This window comes from Candidatus Paceibacterota bacterium, assembly GCA_035452965.1.
In the GTDB taxonomy this organism is placed as follows: domain Bacteria; phylum Verrucomicrobiota; class Verrucomicrobiia; order Limisphaerales; family UBA8199; genus UBA8199.
Window position 1 is genome coordinate 112,343 of the sequence record DAOTCE010000008.1, and the last position, 14,871, is coordinate 127,213.

8 protein-coding genes are annotated in these 14,871 nt (G+C 63.0%); 5 read left to right on the forward strand and 3 right to left on the reverse strand.

Annotated features, from left to right (window positions below; all coding sequences use genetic code 11):
- Positions 1–44 precede the first annotated feature (44 nt).
- The 3 genes from P5205_09180 (at position 45) to P5205_09190 (ending at position 5,556) form a co-directional block, all read left to right on the forward strand.
- Complete coding sequence (locus P5205_09180) at positions 45–1,934, forward strand: hypothetical protein (protein ID HSA10528.1); 1,890 nt, start codon at positions 45–47, stop codon at positions 1,932–1,934.
- A 77-nt stretch (positions 1,935–2,011) separates the two neighbouring features.
- Positions 2,012–3,325 carry a Gfo/Idh/MocA family oxidoreductase gene (locus P5205_09185; protein ID HSA10529.1) on the forward strand — a complete coding sequence of 438 codons (1,314 nt, stop codon included), beginning with the start codon at positions 2,012–2,014 and terminating at the stop codon, positions 3,323–3,325.
- 215 nt (positions 3,326–3,540) lie between these two features.
- A complete protein-coding gene (locus tag P5205_09190; GenBank protein HSA10530.1) occupies positions 3,541–5,556 on the forward strand; it encodes a HEAT repeat domain-containing protein in 2,016 nt (671 codons plus the stop codon).
- Between the two features lie 19 nt (positions 5,557–5,575).
- Here the strand turns inward: P5205_09190 and P5205_09195 are convergent, their stop codons facing one another.
- The 3 genes from P5205_09195 to P5205_09205 all read right to left on the reverse strand — a co-directional run bounded on the left by P5205_09195 (position 5,576) and on the right by P5205_09205 (position 8,620).
- Complete coding sequence (locus tag P5205_09195) at positions 5,576–6,565, reverse strand: hypothetical protein (protein HSA10531.1); 990 nt, start codon at positions 6,563–6,565, stop codon at positions 5,576–5,578.
- 227 nt (positions 6,566–6,792) lie between these two features.
- Complete coding sequence (locus P5205_09200) at positions 6,793–7,110, reverse strand: hypothetical protein (protein ID HSA10532.1); 318 nt, start codon at positions 7,108–7,110, stop codon at positions 6,793–6,795.
- Positions 7,111–7,282: 172 nt separating this feature from the next.
- The gene (locus P5205_09205; GenBank protein ID HSA10533.1) at positions 7,283–8,620 is read right to left on the reverse strand and encodes a dioxygenase; all 1,338 of its coding nucleotides are present in this window, start codon (positions 8,618–8,620) and stop codon (positions 7,283–7,285) included.
- 231 nt (positions 8,621–8,851) lie between these two features.
- Between P5205_09205 and P5205_09210 the strand changes: the two genes are divergently transcribed.
- Positions 8,852–11,755, forward strand: coding sequence for a bifunctional fucokinase/fucose-1-phosphate guanylyltransferase (locus tag P5205_09210; protein ID HSA10534.1), 2,904 nt, complete (start codon positions 8,852–8,854; stop codon positions 11,753–11,755).
- Positions 11,756–11,975: 220 nt separating this feature from the next.
- Complete coding sequence (locus P5205_09215) at positions 11,976–14,675, forward strand: family 78 glycoside hydrolase catalytic domain (protein HSA10535.1); 2,700 nt, start codon at positions 11,976–11,978, stop codon at positions 14,673–14,675.
- The last annotated feature ends 196 nt before the right edge of the window (positions 14,676–14,871 follow it).

The window sequence follows — 14,871 nt, forward strand, 5'->3', positions numbered from 1 at the left end:
CGACCGATTTGGATCATTAGAGTGACAGCCGACACGGTCGGCGCATGAGTGACATTCACACGCAGGCATTCGGGACAGTCGGATCCGGTCGCGGGGGCGAGATAACCGTCAGCAAGAGCATTGCCGCCACCGCCGGCGGCAGCGCGGCGGAGGTCTATACGATGACCATCGGGGGCGAGACGATCTCCTTGTTGCCATTGCGCAATTGGAGCCAACTGGACGTTTACAAGTGGAGAGCGCGCGGGAAGCTGCCCGGAACCCCCGCCGGCCTGGAAATCACTTTCGATCACGTAAGGGTGACCGGTGAGACGGTGTCCATTAGAGACCCTGAGGGCGCCGCCAAGCTGCAGAGGCTGCTGAACGAGTGGCTGGCTTTCGCCCGAGGCAGCCAGGAACTGACGCAACAAATGGCCCACCCGACGCCGGTGCCTGTTGCGGGAGCGGCCTCGGTTCAGCCGGCCAACCTCCCCCCGCGCTTCCGGGTGGAGATTGACAAGGAAGGGCGGGTGCACATTCACTGCCTCCAGGGCAAGGAGACGCTGGCCACGATCGGGTTAAACCTCCCCGGCCTGAACAGCCTCATCAACCAGGGCCTGATGCATAAGCCCCATGCCCTGCAGGTGGGTGCGCTCCATGACTGGGTGGAATTGGACGGGGAGTTCTTCAGCTTCGAGAAAGGCAACAACGACTCCGCCAAGCTCGAAAAGGTCCTCAATGAACGTTACGTGTCCACCGCCGCGCTCGGTCAGGGCAAGGAGGTGGTGGTCTTTTCCAATGTCGCCTCCCCGACGGGTTTTGACATCCAGTTCGCGGCCAAAGTAGGCGGCGTTATCGAGCGCCGCCGGTGGCCGCTGAATGAGGAATCCCTGACGCTGTTACAGTCCCCGGATAAATGCGGGCTGCTGCCCAGGCACCTGGTGATCAAGCTGTCGCCGCCAAGCTTGATTTTCAAACGCAGGACCCCCGATGGGGGTGAACGCTATCTAGACGAAGGGCCGGAGCACACCCTGAAGGTGGTGGGAGATAATGGCGAGGAGCGATTTATTGACTTGAGCCAACCGGTGAATTACCTGCGGCTCACGGCGGTGCAATTGACAGCGGTCTTCAATCATCCGGCCATCAATTTGCACGGCGGGATTTCGCCTCAGGCCAGTGGTGCGAGTCAAAGCCCCAGCCCGGCTCAGGTGGTGACGCCATCGGATCGGCGGCCCGGGCCGATTGTCGTGAAGCTGCCGCAGCCAAAGGTTGAAACGAAACCACCGGAAGCCCCCAAGCACGAGCCCAAACTCGTTAGCGCCCAACCCAGACCTGCCGAGTCTGCCGCCCAACCGGTCCCGGCAGCCAGGCTGTTGCCGAATTTGTGGCTGGAGGACGTACTCGGCCGGCCTTCGATCCGGCATGATTGGTTTACCTTGCTGATCTACCGCAAGATGGCCGAACATTACGGCAATTCTCATGAAGATATGTTCGGGCCCATTCCTTGCTGGGCCAGCCGCCTGGGCGATGTGGACGATGTTTGCGACCGGGCATTTCGCGGGATCTTCCTTACGCAGAAGGGCGGGCTGGCTTACCTCAACCAGGGACATATTGCGCGTTTTCACAAGGAAGTCGCCTTCGTGGGGACCCTGGAGTCCGCCATCGAAGGGATTGGTGTGGGCCTCAAAGCGGTCGGCGCAGACTCGCAACAACGCGTCGTCTTCATCGTCACCGACCATTACCACGCTCACTTCGGACTGCCCGATCAAACCGTTGTCGAGGAACTCAAGCACCTCAGGGAATATGGCGCGCTGCTAATGAGTGTGGACGAGGTCCTGCACAGCCCCGAACCGATCGAGGTGGTCTGGACCGTTCCGGCTGAGCAGCAAGACGCCGATGATCCCCAGGCGGTGGAGAATGCAAGGCCCGGCAGCGCTGCTGCGGTCCAGGCGCCGTAGCCAGCCGCAGGGCGAGAGTGAAAGACGGCTGCCTGCTGACGGGCGCGTTGGTTTGACAGGCGGCTTGGCGGTTTGCCATGCTCGACGCGTTTGATGCAATGAAAAGCCAGCCTTTCACCCGCCGCGCATTCCTCAAGACCGCTGCCGCCGCAGGAGCGGCGGTCGCCTTTCCAACCATTGTCCCCACGAGCGTGTTCGGGCGGAACGCGCCCAATAGTCGCATCAGCATGGGATTGGTCGGCATGGGGCTGATGATGGGGTCGCACCATCACATCATGCTCGGGCGCGCAGAAGCGCAGGTGGTGGCAGTGTGCGACGTGGACCGCGGCCGGCGCGAGCGGGCCAGGACCCAAACCGAGAAGTCTTACGCGGCGCCAAAGGCCAGCGGCGCTTACAAGGGCTGCGACGCTTACAACGATTACGAGCGCGTTATGGAGCGCGCGGACATTGACGCCGTGGTCGTGGCCACGCCGGACCATTGGCACGCAATGATTTCGGTGGCGGCGATGCGGAGCGGCAAGGATGTTTATGTGCAGAAGCCCATGACGCTCACGGTCCAGGAGGGCCGCCTGATGAGCGACGTCGCCCGGCAATACGGGGCGATATTACAGGTGGGTTCCCAGCAGCGTTCCGAGCGCGCTTTTCGCAAGGCGTGTGAGATCGTCCGCAACGGCTGGATCGGCAAGGTCCACACCATCTACACGCACATAGGTGAATTCCCGCCCGCCCAGACGCTGCCGGAGGAGCCCATCCCCGACGGCTTCGACTATGACCGATGGCTGGGGCCGACGCCCTGGTATCCCTACCACAAGAAGCGGGTCGAGGGCAATTACGGTGGCGGCTGGCGCTGCTTCTGGGAATACGGCTCACGCAAGAACGGCGATTGGGGCGCGCACCACTTCGACATTATTCAATGGGCGCTCGGCATGGACGATTCCGGTCCGGTTAAGTTCATCCCCAAAGGACTCGAGGGCGCCGAGTATCAATCCCACGTTTACGCTGACGGCACGCGGGTCTGGAAGAACCATCCGGTGAAGAGCGGTCAGATGATCCAGTTCATCGGCGAGTCGGGCGAGGTGCTGGTCAGCCGTGGCGACCGACTGGACACAACCCCCGCCGAGCTAAAGAACCGGCCACTGGCTCCCGGCGACATTCACCTCTACGAATCATACGATCACGAGGGAAACTGGCTGGATTGTATTAAGAGCCGCAAGCCACCCATCTGCCCGGCTGAGATCGGGCATCGCACCGCAACTATCTGCCACCTGAACGGCATCGCCGAACGGCTCGGCCGGCCTATCAAGTGGGACCCGGTGAAGGAGGAAATCATAGGTGACGCCGCAGCCAGCCGCTGGCTGGATCGCCCGCGTCGCACCCCATACGTAATATGAGCCTCCCCCAATCCGCCATTTCCGGCCGCCAGGATGATCGCGGCCAGCCTAACCAACCGCCGCCGGGAGGCAGGGGCTGTTTCTGACTACCTGCCCGGAGACGAAATTATGAAGCAAGTCTTATGATAACTGAGGTGGCTTTCGCACGATGGCGAAGCGCCCAGGCTCGCCTTGGGTGGCGCAGCATTCGAGTCTGGGGATTTCTCTTCCTCAGCATGACCACGCTGCCAGCCGTTGCGGGCGTGGAGCAAACGGTCACCGACCTCCTGCCCAGGCTCGCCGCCGCCAAGGTGGAAGACCGCTATGACGCGCAAATGGAATTGCAGGCCTTGGCGGCCAATGCCGCCCGTCCCGGCGCGGAATCTGAGCGCGCCGAACTGGCCGGAGTCCTTACCGCTAAAGCCACCGACGCAGCAGTGCCTCAGCCGGCGCAGGTTTGGGTCGTGCGCCAGCTTGAGTATATCGGCGCGGCGGAATCGGTCGCAGCGCTGGCGGCATTGCTCGATGGTTCGGACGTGGAGTTGAAGGAATGTGCACGACGGGCTCTGGAGAAGAATCCTGACTCGACGGCGGGCGACCGCTTGCGCGCGGCGCTCCAGCGGGGCGGCGAGGTCAACTGGAGGATAGGACTCATTCAGTCGCTCGGGGAGCGCCGGGACAGCCGCGCGGTTGAGCTCATAAGCGGTGAACTGAGCGGCAAGGAGACCGCCCCTGTTGCAGCTTCCGCACTGGGAAAGATCGCCGACGCTCAAGCGGTGAGCGCGTTGTGGAGGGCCTACGACAGAGGCGTTGTCGGTGCCGCCGACGGATTGGTCATGGCCGGCAACCGCCTCCTCTCGGACGGCGTTGGCGATCCTTCGGCCCAGGCCGTCTTCAAGCGGCTTTATCTGGGCGGCGCCAGGCAGGCAAGCGCCAGGGATCCGATTGCGCCGGTTCAGGTGCGCGCGGCCGCTCTGATCGGCTGGGCCAAGGCCGATCCGCACACGGCCCGGCCCTATATCGAGGCGGCCCTGCGACTGCAGCAGCCGGAACTGCAGCTTGCGGCGGTATCCGCGGCCACAGCCGCTTTTGAAAAGGCTAAGGTCGGCCCCTTTCTTGTGCCTCTGTTGCCGGGACTTCCATCCACCGCCAAGACCTATGCGTTGCGGGTGCTCGACGCTTCCGCCGAGAAAGAGATCATCGCCGCCGCGAGCGACCCGGACGAATCGGTGCAGTTGGCCGCGCTCGAACGGCTCGGCCAGATTGGCAGTGCGGCCAGCATCCCGGTGCTGTTCCAGACCGCTGTCGCCGGTTCGGCCAGCGCGCGGAGGACAGCTGCGGGCGCGCTCGCGAGCATCTCCGACCGCAACGCCGGCGCGGCTATTGGCAAACTGGCCGGAGCAGGCGGCAGCCGGTCGCGCGCCGTGGCGATGGAGGCTTTGGCAGCAAGGAACGACAAGACGGCTGCGCCCGCGTTGCTGAAGTACGCAGGAGAACCCGACCCTGCGGTGAGCGCCGCGGCATGCGCCGCCCTGGCCAGGTTGGGAACCGACAGCGAACTGGATGGCTTGATTCAGCTTGTGCTGGCAGGCCGAGCAGCCGGCGCCGCGCCTGCCTTGCAGGCCGTTGCCGGCCGCACCACGGACAAGGCCGCCGCCGCTCAGAAGTTGATTGCCCAGGCACAAGCCGCCGCGCCGACACAGTTGGCTCCGCTCCTGGAGGTGCTCGCGGTGCTGGGCGAAGAAGAAGCTCTTGGCGCCGTCTCCAGTTTCGTGAACAGCAGCAAAGCAGAAATCAAAGATGCTGCGATTCGCGCCTTGGCTAACTGGCCGGATTTTGCCGCCAACAAGGAGCTTCTGGCAGTGGCTGCTGATCCCAACACGACGCGTACCCACAATGTGCTGGCCGTCCAGGCCGTCGCGCGGCTGGTAAAAGCGGCGGACAGAGAGCCGCCCGGGGCTCGCGTGGAGGTTGCGCTTTCCGCGCTGAATGCCGCCCGGCGCGACGAGGAGAAGAAGCTGCTGCTGTCTGCGCTTGCCTCGGTGCCAGACAAGAAGGCGGCGGACGCGATCAAACCCTATTTGCGCGATCCGCAGTTCCAGCAGGAAGCCGGCCTCGCCGCCATGACCCTGGCCGAGGCGTTGCGCAAACCCGACCGGCCGGCAGCCAGGGACCTGGCTCGGGCGGTGAAAGATGCCAACCTCTCCGACGAGCTAAACCGGAAAGCCAACGCGTTGTTGAACAAGAACTGATGCCCGGCGGCCGGCAGGGTTACTTCTTCACCCAAAGGTACTGCTGGACGACCGCATCGCGCAGCGTCACGACCAGCGTGCCGCGTGCAACCAGAGGAGGGTTGTCGTCATTGGCCTTCAGGCGGGCTTCGACCTTGTATTTGCCGAGTGGAAGCTGCCGTTTAATCTCCTGTTCCTGGCCAAAGAGGAAGACGGCTCCATCCTCTCGCTCGACACGCCAGTTCTGAACTTGCAGCGGATTTGCAGTCTGGCCAGTCCACCTGACTCTCAATCGCACCTCGACCAGATCGTTGGCCGGAGGCCGGGAAGTCCGGGCGGCTTCGATGGCCAGCGGGCCGGTCCAATCAACAGAGGGCGCGGGGAATCCAGGTTCGGTCAAGGCTGCCTGCGGTGGAACAGGTTCGCTTTGCGCCGACACTGCGGCTGCCGCCCGGGCGGGCATATCCACCTGAATGAAATTGGTAACCGGTTGTGAGAGCCAGTTGGTTTTGAACAGAACCACCGTCTCCCAGTTGGTCAAGCTGAGCGTGCTCCAATTAGTTTGATAGTTGTTGACGATGTTGGTTTGGAGCAGAGTGACGGTCACCGGATTGATCTGCGTCTTCTCAATCCGGTTGGTGCGATACTCGACTACCGTGTTAGTCCAGATGGCATCCACCACCACGTGGTTGGTGACCCGCCGCATATTCCAATTGGTATGAAAGGAAACCGCGTAGTTGGTCTGAAATGCGTCCACGACTACCCGGTTGGTCTCAGTGCGCAGCACGTGATTGGTGGCGTACACGTTGAAAACGTTTGTCCGCAGATGCGTGACCCAGTTGGTGTGGTACTCGTTGACAAAGTGATTGACGGGCATCGTCAATTCGATAACGTTCGTGATCCAGCGGTCAGACCAGTTTGTGCGCGTTATGTTCGCTTCCGCACCCGCCAGAGAGGATTTGGAGACCCATAACACCAGGCTTACTGTGAAAACACGCGCCAACCCTACAAGAGCTGAATTGCCAATCATAATCTCATTTATGAGTTAGCAGGCCACATGCCAAGCGGATGCGGTGTAAGTGTAGCGTCCACAGGTAGTTAGGAGTCATTCCCGGGACGAGCAGGTCCCCCTGCCATACATCAAACCGGGGGTGCCAAATGCTCCTGAGCGGCTTGGCATGCGCCGGAAGCCCGGCGCACACCAAAACCAGGCGGAAGAGCGGTAGGCTCAGGGATCGCCCGCCACTGCTGGTCAATTCAGCGTTTCGACGACTTTCGTTTCCGCTGTTGGGCTTGAAGCTTGGGAGGTCGAGCGGATTTTGGCCTGGCAGCTTGCCTGGCCGCAGGTTTCGGAGCGGTCTTCTCGTGGATTACCTGCCGCATCCGGTCGAGGTTTTTGTCAATCTCGACCCTGGCCCGGGTGATGCCTTTCTGGCTGAGGTTGATGGCGTCGGCCAGGAAAGAGCATCCCTTCTGAATGGCCGCCGGGTAGCTGCCATCCTTCATCTCGATTCCCTTGGCTTTGAGGAATTGGCTGAGGTAGTCGTAAAGTTCTTCTTTTTGTATTCGTTTCATACGCAATCCTGTTCCGGTGTTCGCCCGCAGCATCACCTACCTGTGACCAGGGGGCAATTACACAACCCGGTCAGGTTTGTAATTTCGGGCTCAGCCGTGGATTGCAGGAAGCCACGTTTGCGCGACTGCCCCATTACGCCCGGGCACAAGGCGACCGAGTTCAGCTTCCCTGCTAAACCCGACGCGGCTGAATGCTCACGGAGGGTGCTGCCGCGGCGCGTGAATACCGGGAGAAGGCAACCCCCTCAATCTCAACCAGCAAATCGGGCCGGCAAATGTCCGCCACCGCGTAAATGACCGGCACCCCACCAAAGCGCTGCTCACAGATGGCCCGGCATCTGGGCAGGTCCTCGGGACGCTTGAGATAGACGCGGATCTTGGCCAAGTCGCGAAGGCTGGCGCCGGCGCCTTCGAGACCGTGCTGACTGAAGTTCTCCTTCGCAATCAATCGTTCGATGTTGTCAATCGTCTGCTCGGTTTGCTTTTCGGGGTCGCCCGGGTAGCAGGTCTCGGAGTCAACGATGCTGGCGGTACCGGAAACCCAGGTGGTGAGGCAGTCCCCCAGCATTAGGGCAACGGCGCGCGAGAATTTCGGGCTCTGCGATGAGTACCTCGCGTCGTAGGCGTAAGCCGGGGTTTGCCGGGGATTCTCCAGCGGGAGCAGCACAATATCGTCGCGCGGGGTCTCCAGCGCAACACAGCTCATTACGAGTCCGCGGCCACCCATGCCAATGCCGGTGCTGGCCGGGTAAACGCCCTGCGCCGCCGCCGGGGCCAGCGAGCTGCAGCGAAAGCGAACCCCGCGGTAGTAGTCCGACCGCGCACGGTTTAGTTCCTGATAGCGCCCGACCTTGCCCTCGGGCCTGGTAATGCCGCCCAGGTAGAACCACGTGCGGACTAGGTGTTGGAAACCGCTGCCGGCTTCGGCCAGCGCGGCACGGGTGTGTTCCAGGACATCGAGCGTTTGCGCATAGACTCCCCGGGATGCGGAGGTCGGCTTGAAGCCGGCGCAGTAGATCCAGCGCACGCCGTCGTAGGCGACCGAAAGCGTGCGTGAGCCGAAGTGCTCGACGCGGACTGAATCACCTCCGATTGCCCAGGCCTCAAGAGCCAAAGCAGCGCCGTTGCAAGGCGGTTGCAGAATGAAATTGGCTACGGGCGCGTTGGAGTTGAAGAGGTCGGAGAGAAGTTCCTCGAAGGCCGGCTGGTCGCGGAGGTTCTTGAGGAAGACCGTCAGGACGGTGACCACCATTGTCTCGGGCTGACGCTCAAGCACGGCTTGCAGCGCCGCCAGCACCTCGCGGGCCTGCTCGCGAAATACGCCTCTTCGCCGGGGAGTAACCATAATGGCCACCCGCACAGAATCGCCCAAATCTACGCGCGAATGCATCAAGTCCACCGTCGTGCCCGGAGCGCCCGCGGCCGCGCCTATGGCCGGTCGCGCAGGCAGAGCGCGACCGCGCGAAGGTGTCTTAACCTGCGCGCGCTCAGCCGATGAAGTGGCACACATAGTCGGTGATGATAGCAGGACGGCTGCCTATCTCAAGGTACTCGCTCCTTTTATAGACTTATCTTTCCGGCTGTCGGTTTCACAAATAATTGTCGTTTCCGGGTGTTCCTTGCGTTGCGTCTGCTCGCGCCGTTCTGTGAGTTCTGAAACTTGCTGTTGTTTCGGCGACCTCCTCTGCGCAAATCCGCTCGACAGGCACGGCGGGTCTTTCCCATCATTCCGGCCACAGCTATGCCAGGCACCGAAGTTCCTTTGCAGTACCTGTTGACTCTCCCGCCACGCATGGTGCTGGAGTTCGAGGCATTGGAAGGCCGACGACGGCCCGAATGGATTGCAGCCTGCGATCCGCCCGGTCAGCCCTTGGGATCAGGGGGCGGCACGGCTAATCTCCTGGCGGAAGCCTGGCGCGCAAGCGCCCCCACCGAGTCGTTTGCCGCCTGGCTCCGCCAGAGCCGCAAGCTCATCCTGCATGCGGGTGGCCTGAGCCGGCGTCTGCCCGCCTACGCGCCCGTCGGCAAATTGCTCATGCCGCTCCCCGTGTTTCGCTGGTCGCGCGGCCAGCGACTGGACCAGTCGCTGCTCGATGTGCAATTGCCTGACTACCAGCGCGTCCTGGCCCATGCCGGGCCACGCACCGCCGCCCTGGTTACCAGCGGGGACGTGCTGCTGCGCTTCACTCGCGATCTGCCGCCCTTCCCTGAAGTGGATGTCCTCGGTCTTGGCATGAGAGTGGCGCCTGAGAGGGCGAAGGACTTCGGCGTGTTCTTTTCCCCGCGCGCTCATCCGACCGAACTGGCGTTCTTCCTGCAGAAGCCCGCCGCGACAAAGATTCGCGAGTTAGCAGAGGATTATCTCTGCTTGATTGACACTGGCATGTGGCTGTTGAGCGAGCGGGCGGTGGAGGTGCTGATGGAACGGTGCGGCTGGGAGACGAGCCGGTTCGCCGGCGGCGCACCGCGCCGCTACGAGCTCTACGCCGAGTTTGGCCTCGCCCTCGGCAAAACGCCCACGGCTCGCGAGGCAGCGGTTAATGCGCTGACTTGCGCCGTGGTGCCGCTGCCCGAAGCTGAGTTCTATCACTTCGGCACGAACGGCCAGATGATCGAGTCGGTCTCGGCCTTGCAGAACCTGGTCCTGGATGAAACCAAGGTCGGCCGGACGGGTGCGCGTCAGCAGCCGGACCAGGTGACCCAAAACTCACGCTTTGACGCCGCCTTGCGCCGACAGGGCAACCACACGCTATGGGTAGAGAACAGCGTGGTGCCGTCGGGCTGGCAGCTTGCCTCGCAGCACGTGCTCACCGGCGTGCCGGAAAACGAATGGGCCCTCAGCCTGCCGGCCGGCGTCTGCCTGGACTTCGTGCCGATCGGAAAGGACCAAATCTGCGTTCGCGCCTACGGCTTCAACGACGCCTTCCAGGGACCGCTCGGCGACGCCTCCACCCGCTGGTTTGGCCGCCCGCCCGCTGACTGGTTTGCTGCGCGTGGTATTCGGCCCGAAGACGGCGCCCTTGATCCGCAGGCCGATCTTCAATCCTGCGCGCTCTTTCCGGTTCTGCCGGAAGCCAAGCTCGATCCGCGGTTTATCGAGTGGCTGTTTGCAACCGCGCCCCAACGCGAGACTGGCTTCGCCCGTCGCTGGTGCGAGCTGCCCCGGCTTTCCGCGCAACAAATCCTCGACAAAGTCAACGTGCGCCGCATTTACGAGCAACGCTCCCGTCTGCGCCAGGCCTGCCTCTCGCCGATGCTCAGGAACTTTCGCTGGAGCGTGTTCTTCCGGCTCGACCTTGAAGCGACGGCGCGCGCCTTTGCCGCAGGCGCCGGCGCATTGCCCGAACTCCAGCTCGACGACCACGACGACCCGATGCAGTTGGTTCACGACCAGATGTTCCGCTCCGCTGTGCTGCGGCATCGCGGCGGGCCGGGCTGGGAGAAGTTTGAGGCGGGCGCGTTCGCCCGGTTGCGGGAGATGATTGTCCAGGAAACGCGGCTCCTGCCCGCCAGCCCGCGACGCAACGTCATGGAGGATCAGATCGTCTGGGCCCGCAGCCCGATCCGGTTCGATCTGGCCGGCGGCTGGACTGACACGCCGCCTTACTGCATCGAGCACGGCGGCAAAGTGCTCAACGTCGCCGCCGATCTCAACGGCCAGCCGCCCATCCAGGTCTTTGCCAAACTCTCCGAACGCCCCGAGCTGGTTATGCGCTCGATTGACCTCGGTGTCGAAGAGCGCGTGCGCACCTACGCTGAGCTGGACACGTTCTCCCGCCCCGACAGCCCATTCGCGCTGGCCAAAGCCGCTTTCGCGCTCGCCGGGTTTCTCCCCCGGTTCCACGCGCAAGGCGGGTGCGGCTCGCTGGAGCAGCAACTGCGCGAGTTCGGCGCCGGCATTGAAATCTCCCTCCTCGCTGCCGTGCCCAAAGGCTCGGGACTGGGCACCAGCAGCATCCTCGCGGCCACGGTGCTGGCCGCGCTGGGTGATTTGTGCGGGTTGGACTGGGATCGCAACACGCTGTTCACGCGCACACTGGCGCTGGAGCAGTTGCTCACCACCGGTGGCGGCTGGCAGGACCAGGCGGGCGCGATCTTCCGCGGCATCAAGCTCATCGAGACATCGGCTGGGTTGGCCCAGAGGCCCGCCATCGGCTGGCTGCCGCATCACCTTTTCGACCACGACTACGCCAACCGCTCGATCCTGCTCTATTACACGGGCATTACGCGCCTGGCCAAGAACATCCTCGCCGAGATTGTCCGCGGCCTCTTCCTTAACTCGCCCTCGCATCTGGGCATCATTGCCGACATCGGTGCCAATGCCGATTTCGCCAGCGCCGCGATCCAGAAGTGCGACTACGACCTGCTTCTGGCTGCCATTCGCAACAGTTGGACGTTGAACCAGCGCTTGGACTCCGGCACAAACCCGCCCGAGGTGCAGCAAATTCTCGATCGGGTCAACGACTGCCTGGGCGCCGTCAAGCTGCTTGGCGCCGGTGGCGGAGGGTATCTGCTATTGTTCGGCAAGGACGAAACTGCCGCGGGCCGGATCAAGCAACTGCTGACCCAGCATCCCCCCAACGCCCGCGCCCGCTTCGTGGACTTCAGCCTCTCGACTACCGGCCTGCAACTCACCCGAAGTTGACACGGCACAAACCTGCCGCCCGGAGCTTCTCCGATGGCGCGGCGCAAGTCAGCTACAGCGTGGTTGATCTGCGTCTCAGGAACCGCTACATACCCCCGTGCCCAAGTTGAAGCGGCACGACATCATGATTCGACGGAGCTATATATACGTTCTACCAATTGTATTGGCGTTGGCAGCCTCAGGAACCGGAGTCACGGCTGCGGCACTGAAAGTGCAGGGATTGAAGTGTGAGTACCGGGTCAATCCACTCGGGCTCGATACGCCGCAGCCACGGCTGAGTTGGCGGCTGGAATCGCCGGAGCGCGGCCAGACCCAGACGGCTTACCAGGTGCTGGCGGCATCAACCAGGGCTCTGCTCTCCAAAGACGAAGCCGACTTGTGGGACAGTGGGAAAGTGATCTCGGGCAAATCGGTCCACGTGGTCTATGGCGGGCGGGCGTTGCGCCCCGGTCAGCGGGTGTTTTGGAAGGTGCGCGCCTGGGATCGCGACGACCGGCCCTCGGGCTACAGCGCAGAGGCGTGGTGGGAGATGGGATTGCTGGAACCGGGGGACTGGCGGGCGGTTTGGATCGCGCGCCAGCCAAGTGAGCCGCGCTCGGAGCAGCAGATGTTTGAGGATGATCCGGCGCCGCTGTTCCGGAAGGAGTTCCTGCTCGAGAAGAAGCTCCGGCGCGCGCGGCTCTATGTGAGCGGGCTGGGTTACTGCGAAATGCGCCTCAATGGGCAGCGCGTTGGGGACCAGGAGCTTGACCCCGGCTGGACCACCTACTCGAAGCGCGTGCTCTACTCAACTTACGATGTGACGGCCCAGTTGAAGCGCGGCTGCAACGCGCTGGGGGTGATGTTGGGGAACGGCTGGTTCAATCCTCTGCCGCTACGGCTCTGGGGCCACATCAATCCGCGCGAGAATCTGACCATCGGGAAGCCCCGTGTCATTGCGCAGCTTGTCGCCGAGTTCGAGGACGACACCGTGCAGACGGTCGTTACCGATGAAAGCTGGAAGGTGGGCGATGGTCCCATTCTGCGAAATAGTGTGTACCTGGGCGAGGTGTATGACGCGCGGAAGGAGGCGCAGGGATGGGACATGCCTGGGTTCGATGACTCAGGCTGGCAGCCGGCTGTATGCGCGGTTGAGGCGCTCGGGCCTTTGCGGGCGCAGGATGCGCCGCCGATTCGGGTGACGCGCGTCCTGAAGCCGGTCAAGCTCACCGAGCCGAAACCGGGGGTTTATATCTTCGACCTGGGGCAGAACTTCGCCGGGTGGATCCGGCTGCGAGTGCAGGGCGCAGCGGGGACGCGTGTGCGGCTGCGCTATGGAGAGTTGCTATACCCGGACGGCACGCTCAACGGAATGACCGCGGTATGCGGCCAGATCAAGGGTGGCGGCCCCGGCTACCGCTACGATGGCAAAGGGGCGCCCAAGACGGCGTGGCAGATGGACGATTACATTCTCAAAGGGCAAGGCGAGGAAGTCTATTCGCCGCGGTTCACTTTCCACGGATTCCGCTACGTCGAGGTCGTCGGCTACCCGGGCAAACCGACGCTGGCGTCGTTGGAAGGGTTGCGGCTCAACTCGGATGTAACCACCGCCGGTTCATTCGTTTGCTCCAACGAGCGGCTGAATCGGATCCAGGCGATGGTACTATGGACGGAGCTGAGCAACCTGTTCAGCGTAGAGTCCGATTGCCCGCACCGGGAGAAGTTCGGCTACGGGGGCGACATTGTGGCGGCGGGAGAGATGGCGATGTTCAACTTCGACATGGGACGCTTCTTTGCGAAAGCGGTGCAGGACCTGGCGGACGCGGTGCGCCCGAACGGCGGATTCACGGAGACGGCTCCGTATGTCGGGATTAGCGATGAAGGACTGGGCGAGCGGTCCGGGCCAGTAGGCTGGGGCACCGCACACCCGCTGCTGCTGTGGCAATTGTATCAACGCTATGGCGACAAACGGTTGTTGGAAGAGAATTATGACGCGGCATGGCGGTGGCTATCGTTGCTGCGGTCGCGCGCGCACGACGGCATTTTGGATAACGGCATCAGCGACCACGAAAGCCTGGTGCCGAAGCCGCGCGCCTTGACGGGAACGGGCTTTTACTACCTAAACGCGAAGTTGCTGGCTAACATCGCGCGGGCGCTGGGGAAGGATTCCGAGGCGGGGGAGGCGGAGACGCTGGCGGAGACCATCAAGGCCGCATTCAACCGGAAGTTCCTTCAGCCGGGCACCGGGCGGTATGACACGGGAACGCAAGCCTGCCAGGCGTTTGCGCTTTACCTGGGCTTGGCGCCGCGCGACGAACAGGACCGCGCGCTGGCCGTTCTGGTGCAGGATATCAAGGAGAAACATGGCAGCCATCTGACGACGGGCATTTTTGGGACCAGATTCATGCTCCATGCGCTGGCCGACCTGGGTCGGGCAGACGTGGCGTTTGACGTGGTGAACCAGCGCACGTTCCCCGGCTGGGGCCACATGCTGGAGAACGGCGCTACGACTTTGTGGGAGCATTGGGAGTTCAGCGACAACACCTTCTCCCACAACCACCCGATGTTCGGCTCGGTTAGCGAGTGGTTCTACCGGGTGCTGGCGGGAATCAATCCCGCCCCGGACGCGGTTGGATTTGACCGGATCATTATCCGGCCGCAGGTGGTCGGCGACCTGAAATGGGTAAAGGCCAGTTACGATTCGGTGCAGGGCAGGGTTGTCAGCGATTGGAGCTGCGAGGCGGGCAGACTGAAGCTGCAGGTGCATGTGCCGGTAGGCGCGACGGCAACAGTGTTCGTGCCGTCGAGGGACGGCGCGCAGGTCATGGAAGGCGGCAAACCGATCGAGCGCGCGCCCGGGGTCCGGTTCCTGGGACGGGAACGGGGAGCCGCGGTGCTGGCAGTTGGGGCCGGAAAATACAAGTTCACGTCCGCCTTCTAGCTTTACCTGGAGCAAAAGAGGCTTCTGACGGCATCTGCATCCTGGGCTTGCGCATGCAGCGCATGCCCTGGCGGTGAGGTCTCATTCTCTCAGGATTGACGTTTCCCCCGACGATGTGCGACAGCGTGTTTGCCCGGTTCCCACACACACGAACGACCGCGGCATCAAGGAGACGCCGGAACTGACATTATTCGGG

What these genes read in the sequence shown, in the direction of transcription:
- P5205_09200 (HSA10532.1), bottom strand. Translation starts at nt 7,110, where the DNA reads ATGAAACGAATACAAAAAGAAGAACTTTACGACTACCTCAGCCAATTC.
- P5205_09205 (HSA10533.1), bottom strand. Translation starts at nt 8,620, where the DNA reads ATGTGTGCCACTTCATCGGCTGAGCGCGCGCAGGTTAAGACACCTTCG.
- P5205_09210 (HSA10534.1), top strand. Translation starts at nt 8,852, where the DNA reads ATGCCAGGCACCGAAGTTCCTTTGCAGTACCTGTTGACTCTCCCGCCA.
- P5205_09180 (HSA10528.1), top strand. Translation starts at nt 45, where the DNA reads ATGAGTGACATTCACACGCAGGCATTCGGGACAGTCGGATCCGGTCGC.
- P5205_09185 (HSA10529.1), top strand. Translation starts at nt 2,012, where the DNA reads ATGCTCGACGCGTTTGATGCAATGAAAAGCCAGCCTTTCACCCGCCGC.
- P5205_09195 (HSA10531.1), bottom strand. Translation starts at nt 6,565, where the DNA reads ATGATTGGCAATTCAGCTCTTGTAGGGTTGGCGCGTGTTTTCACAGTA.
- P5205_09190 (HSA10530.1), top strand. Translation starts at nt 3,541, where the DNA reads ATGACCACGCTGCCAGCCGTTGCGGGCGTGGAGCAAACGGTCACCGAC.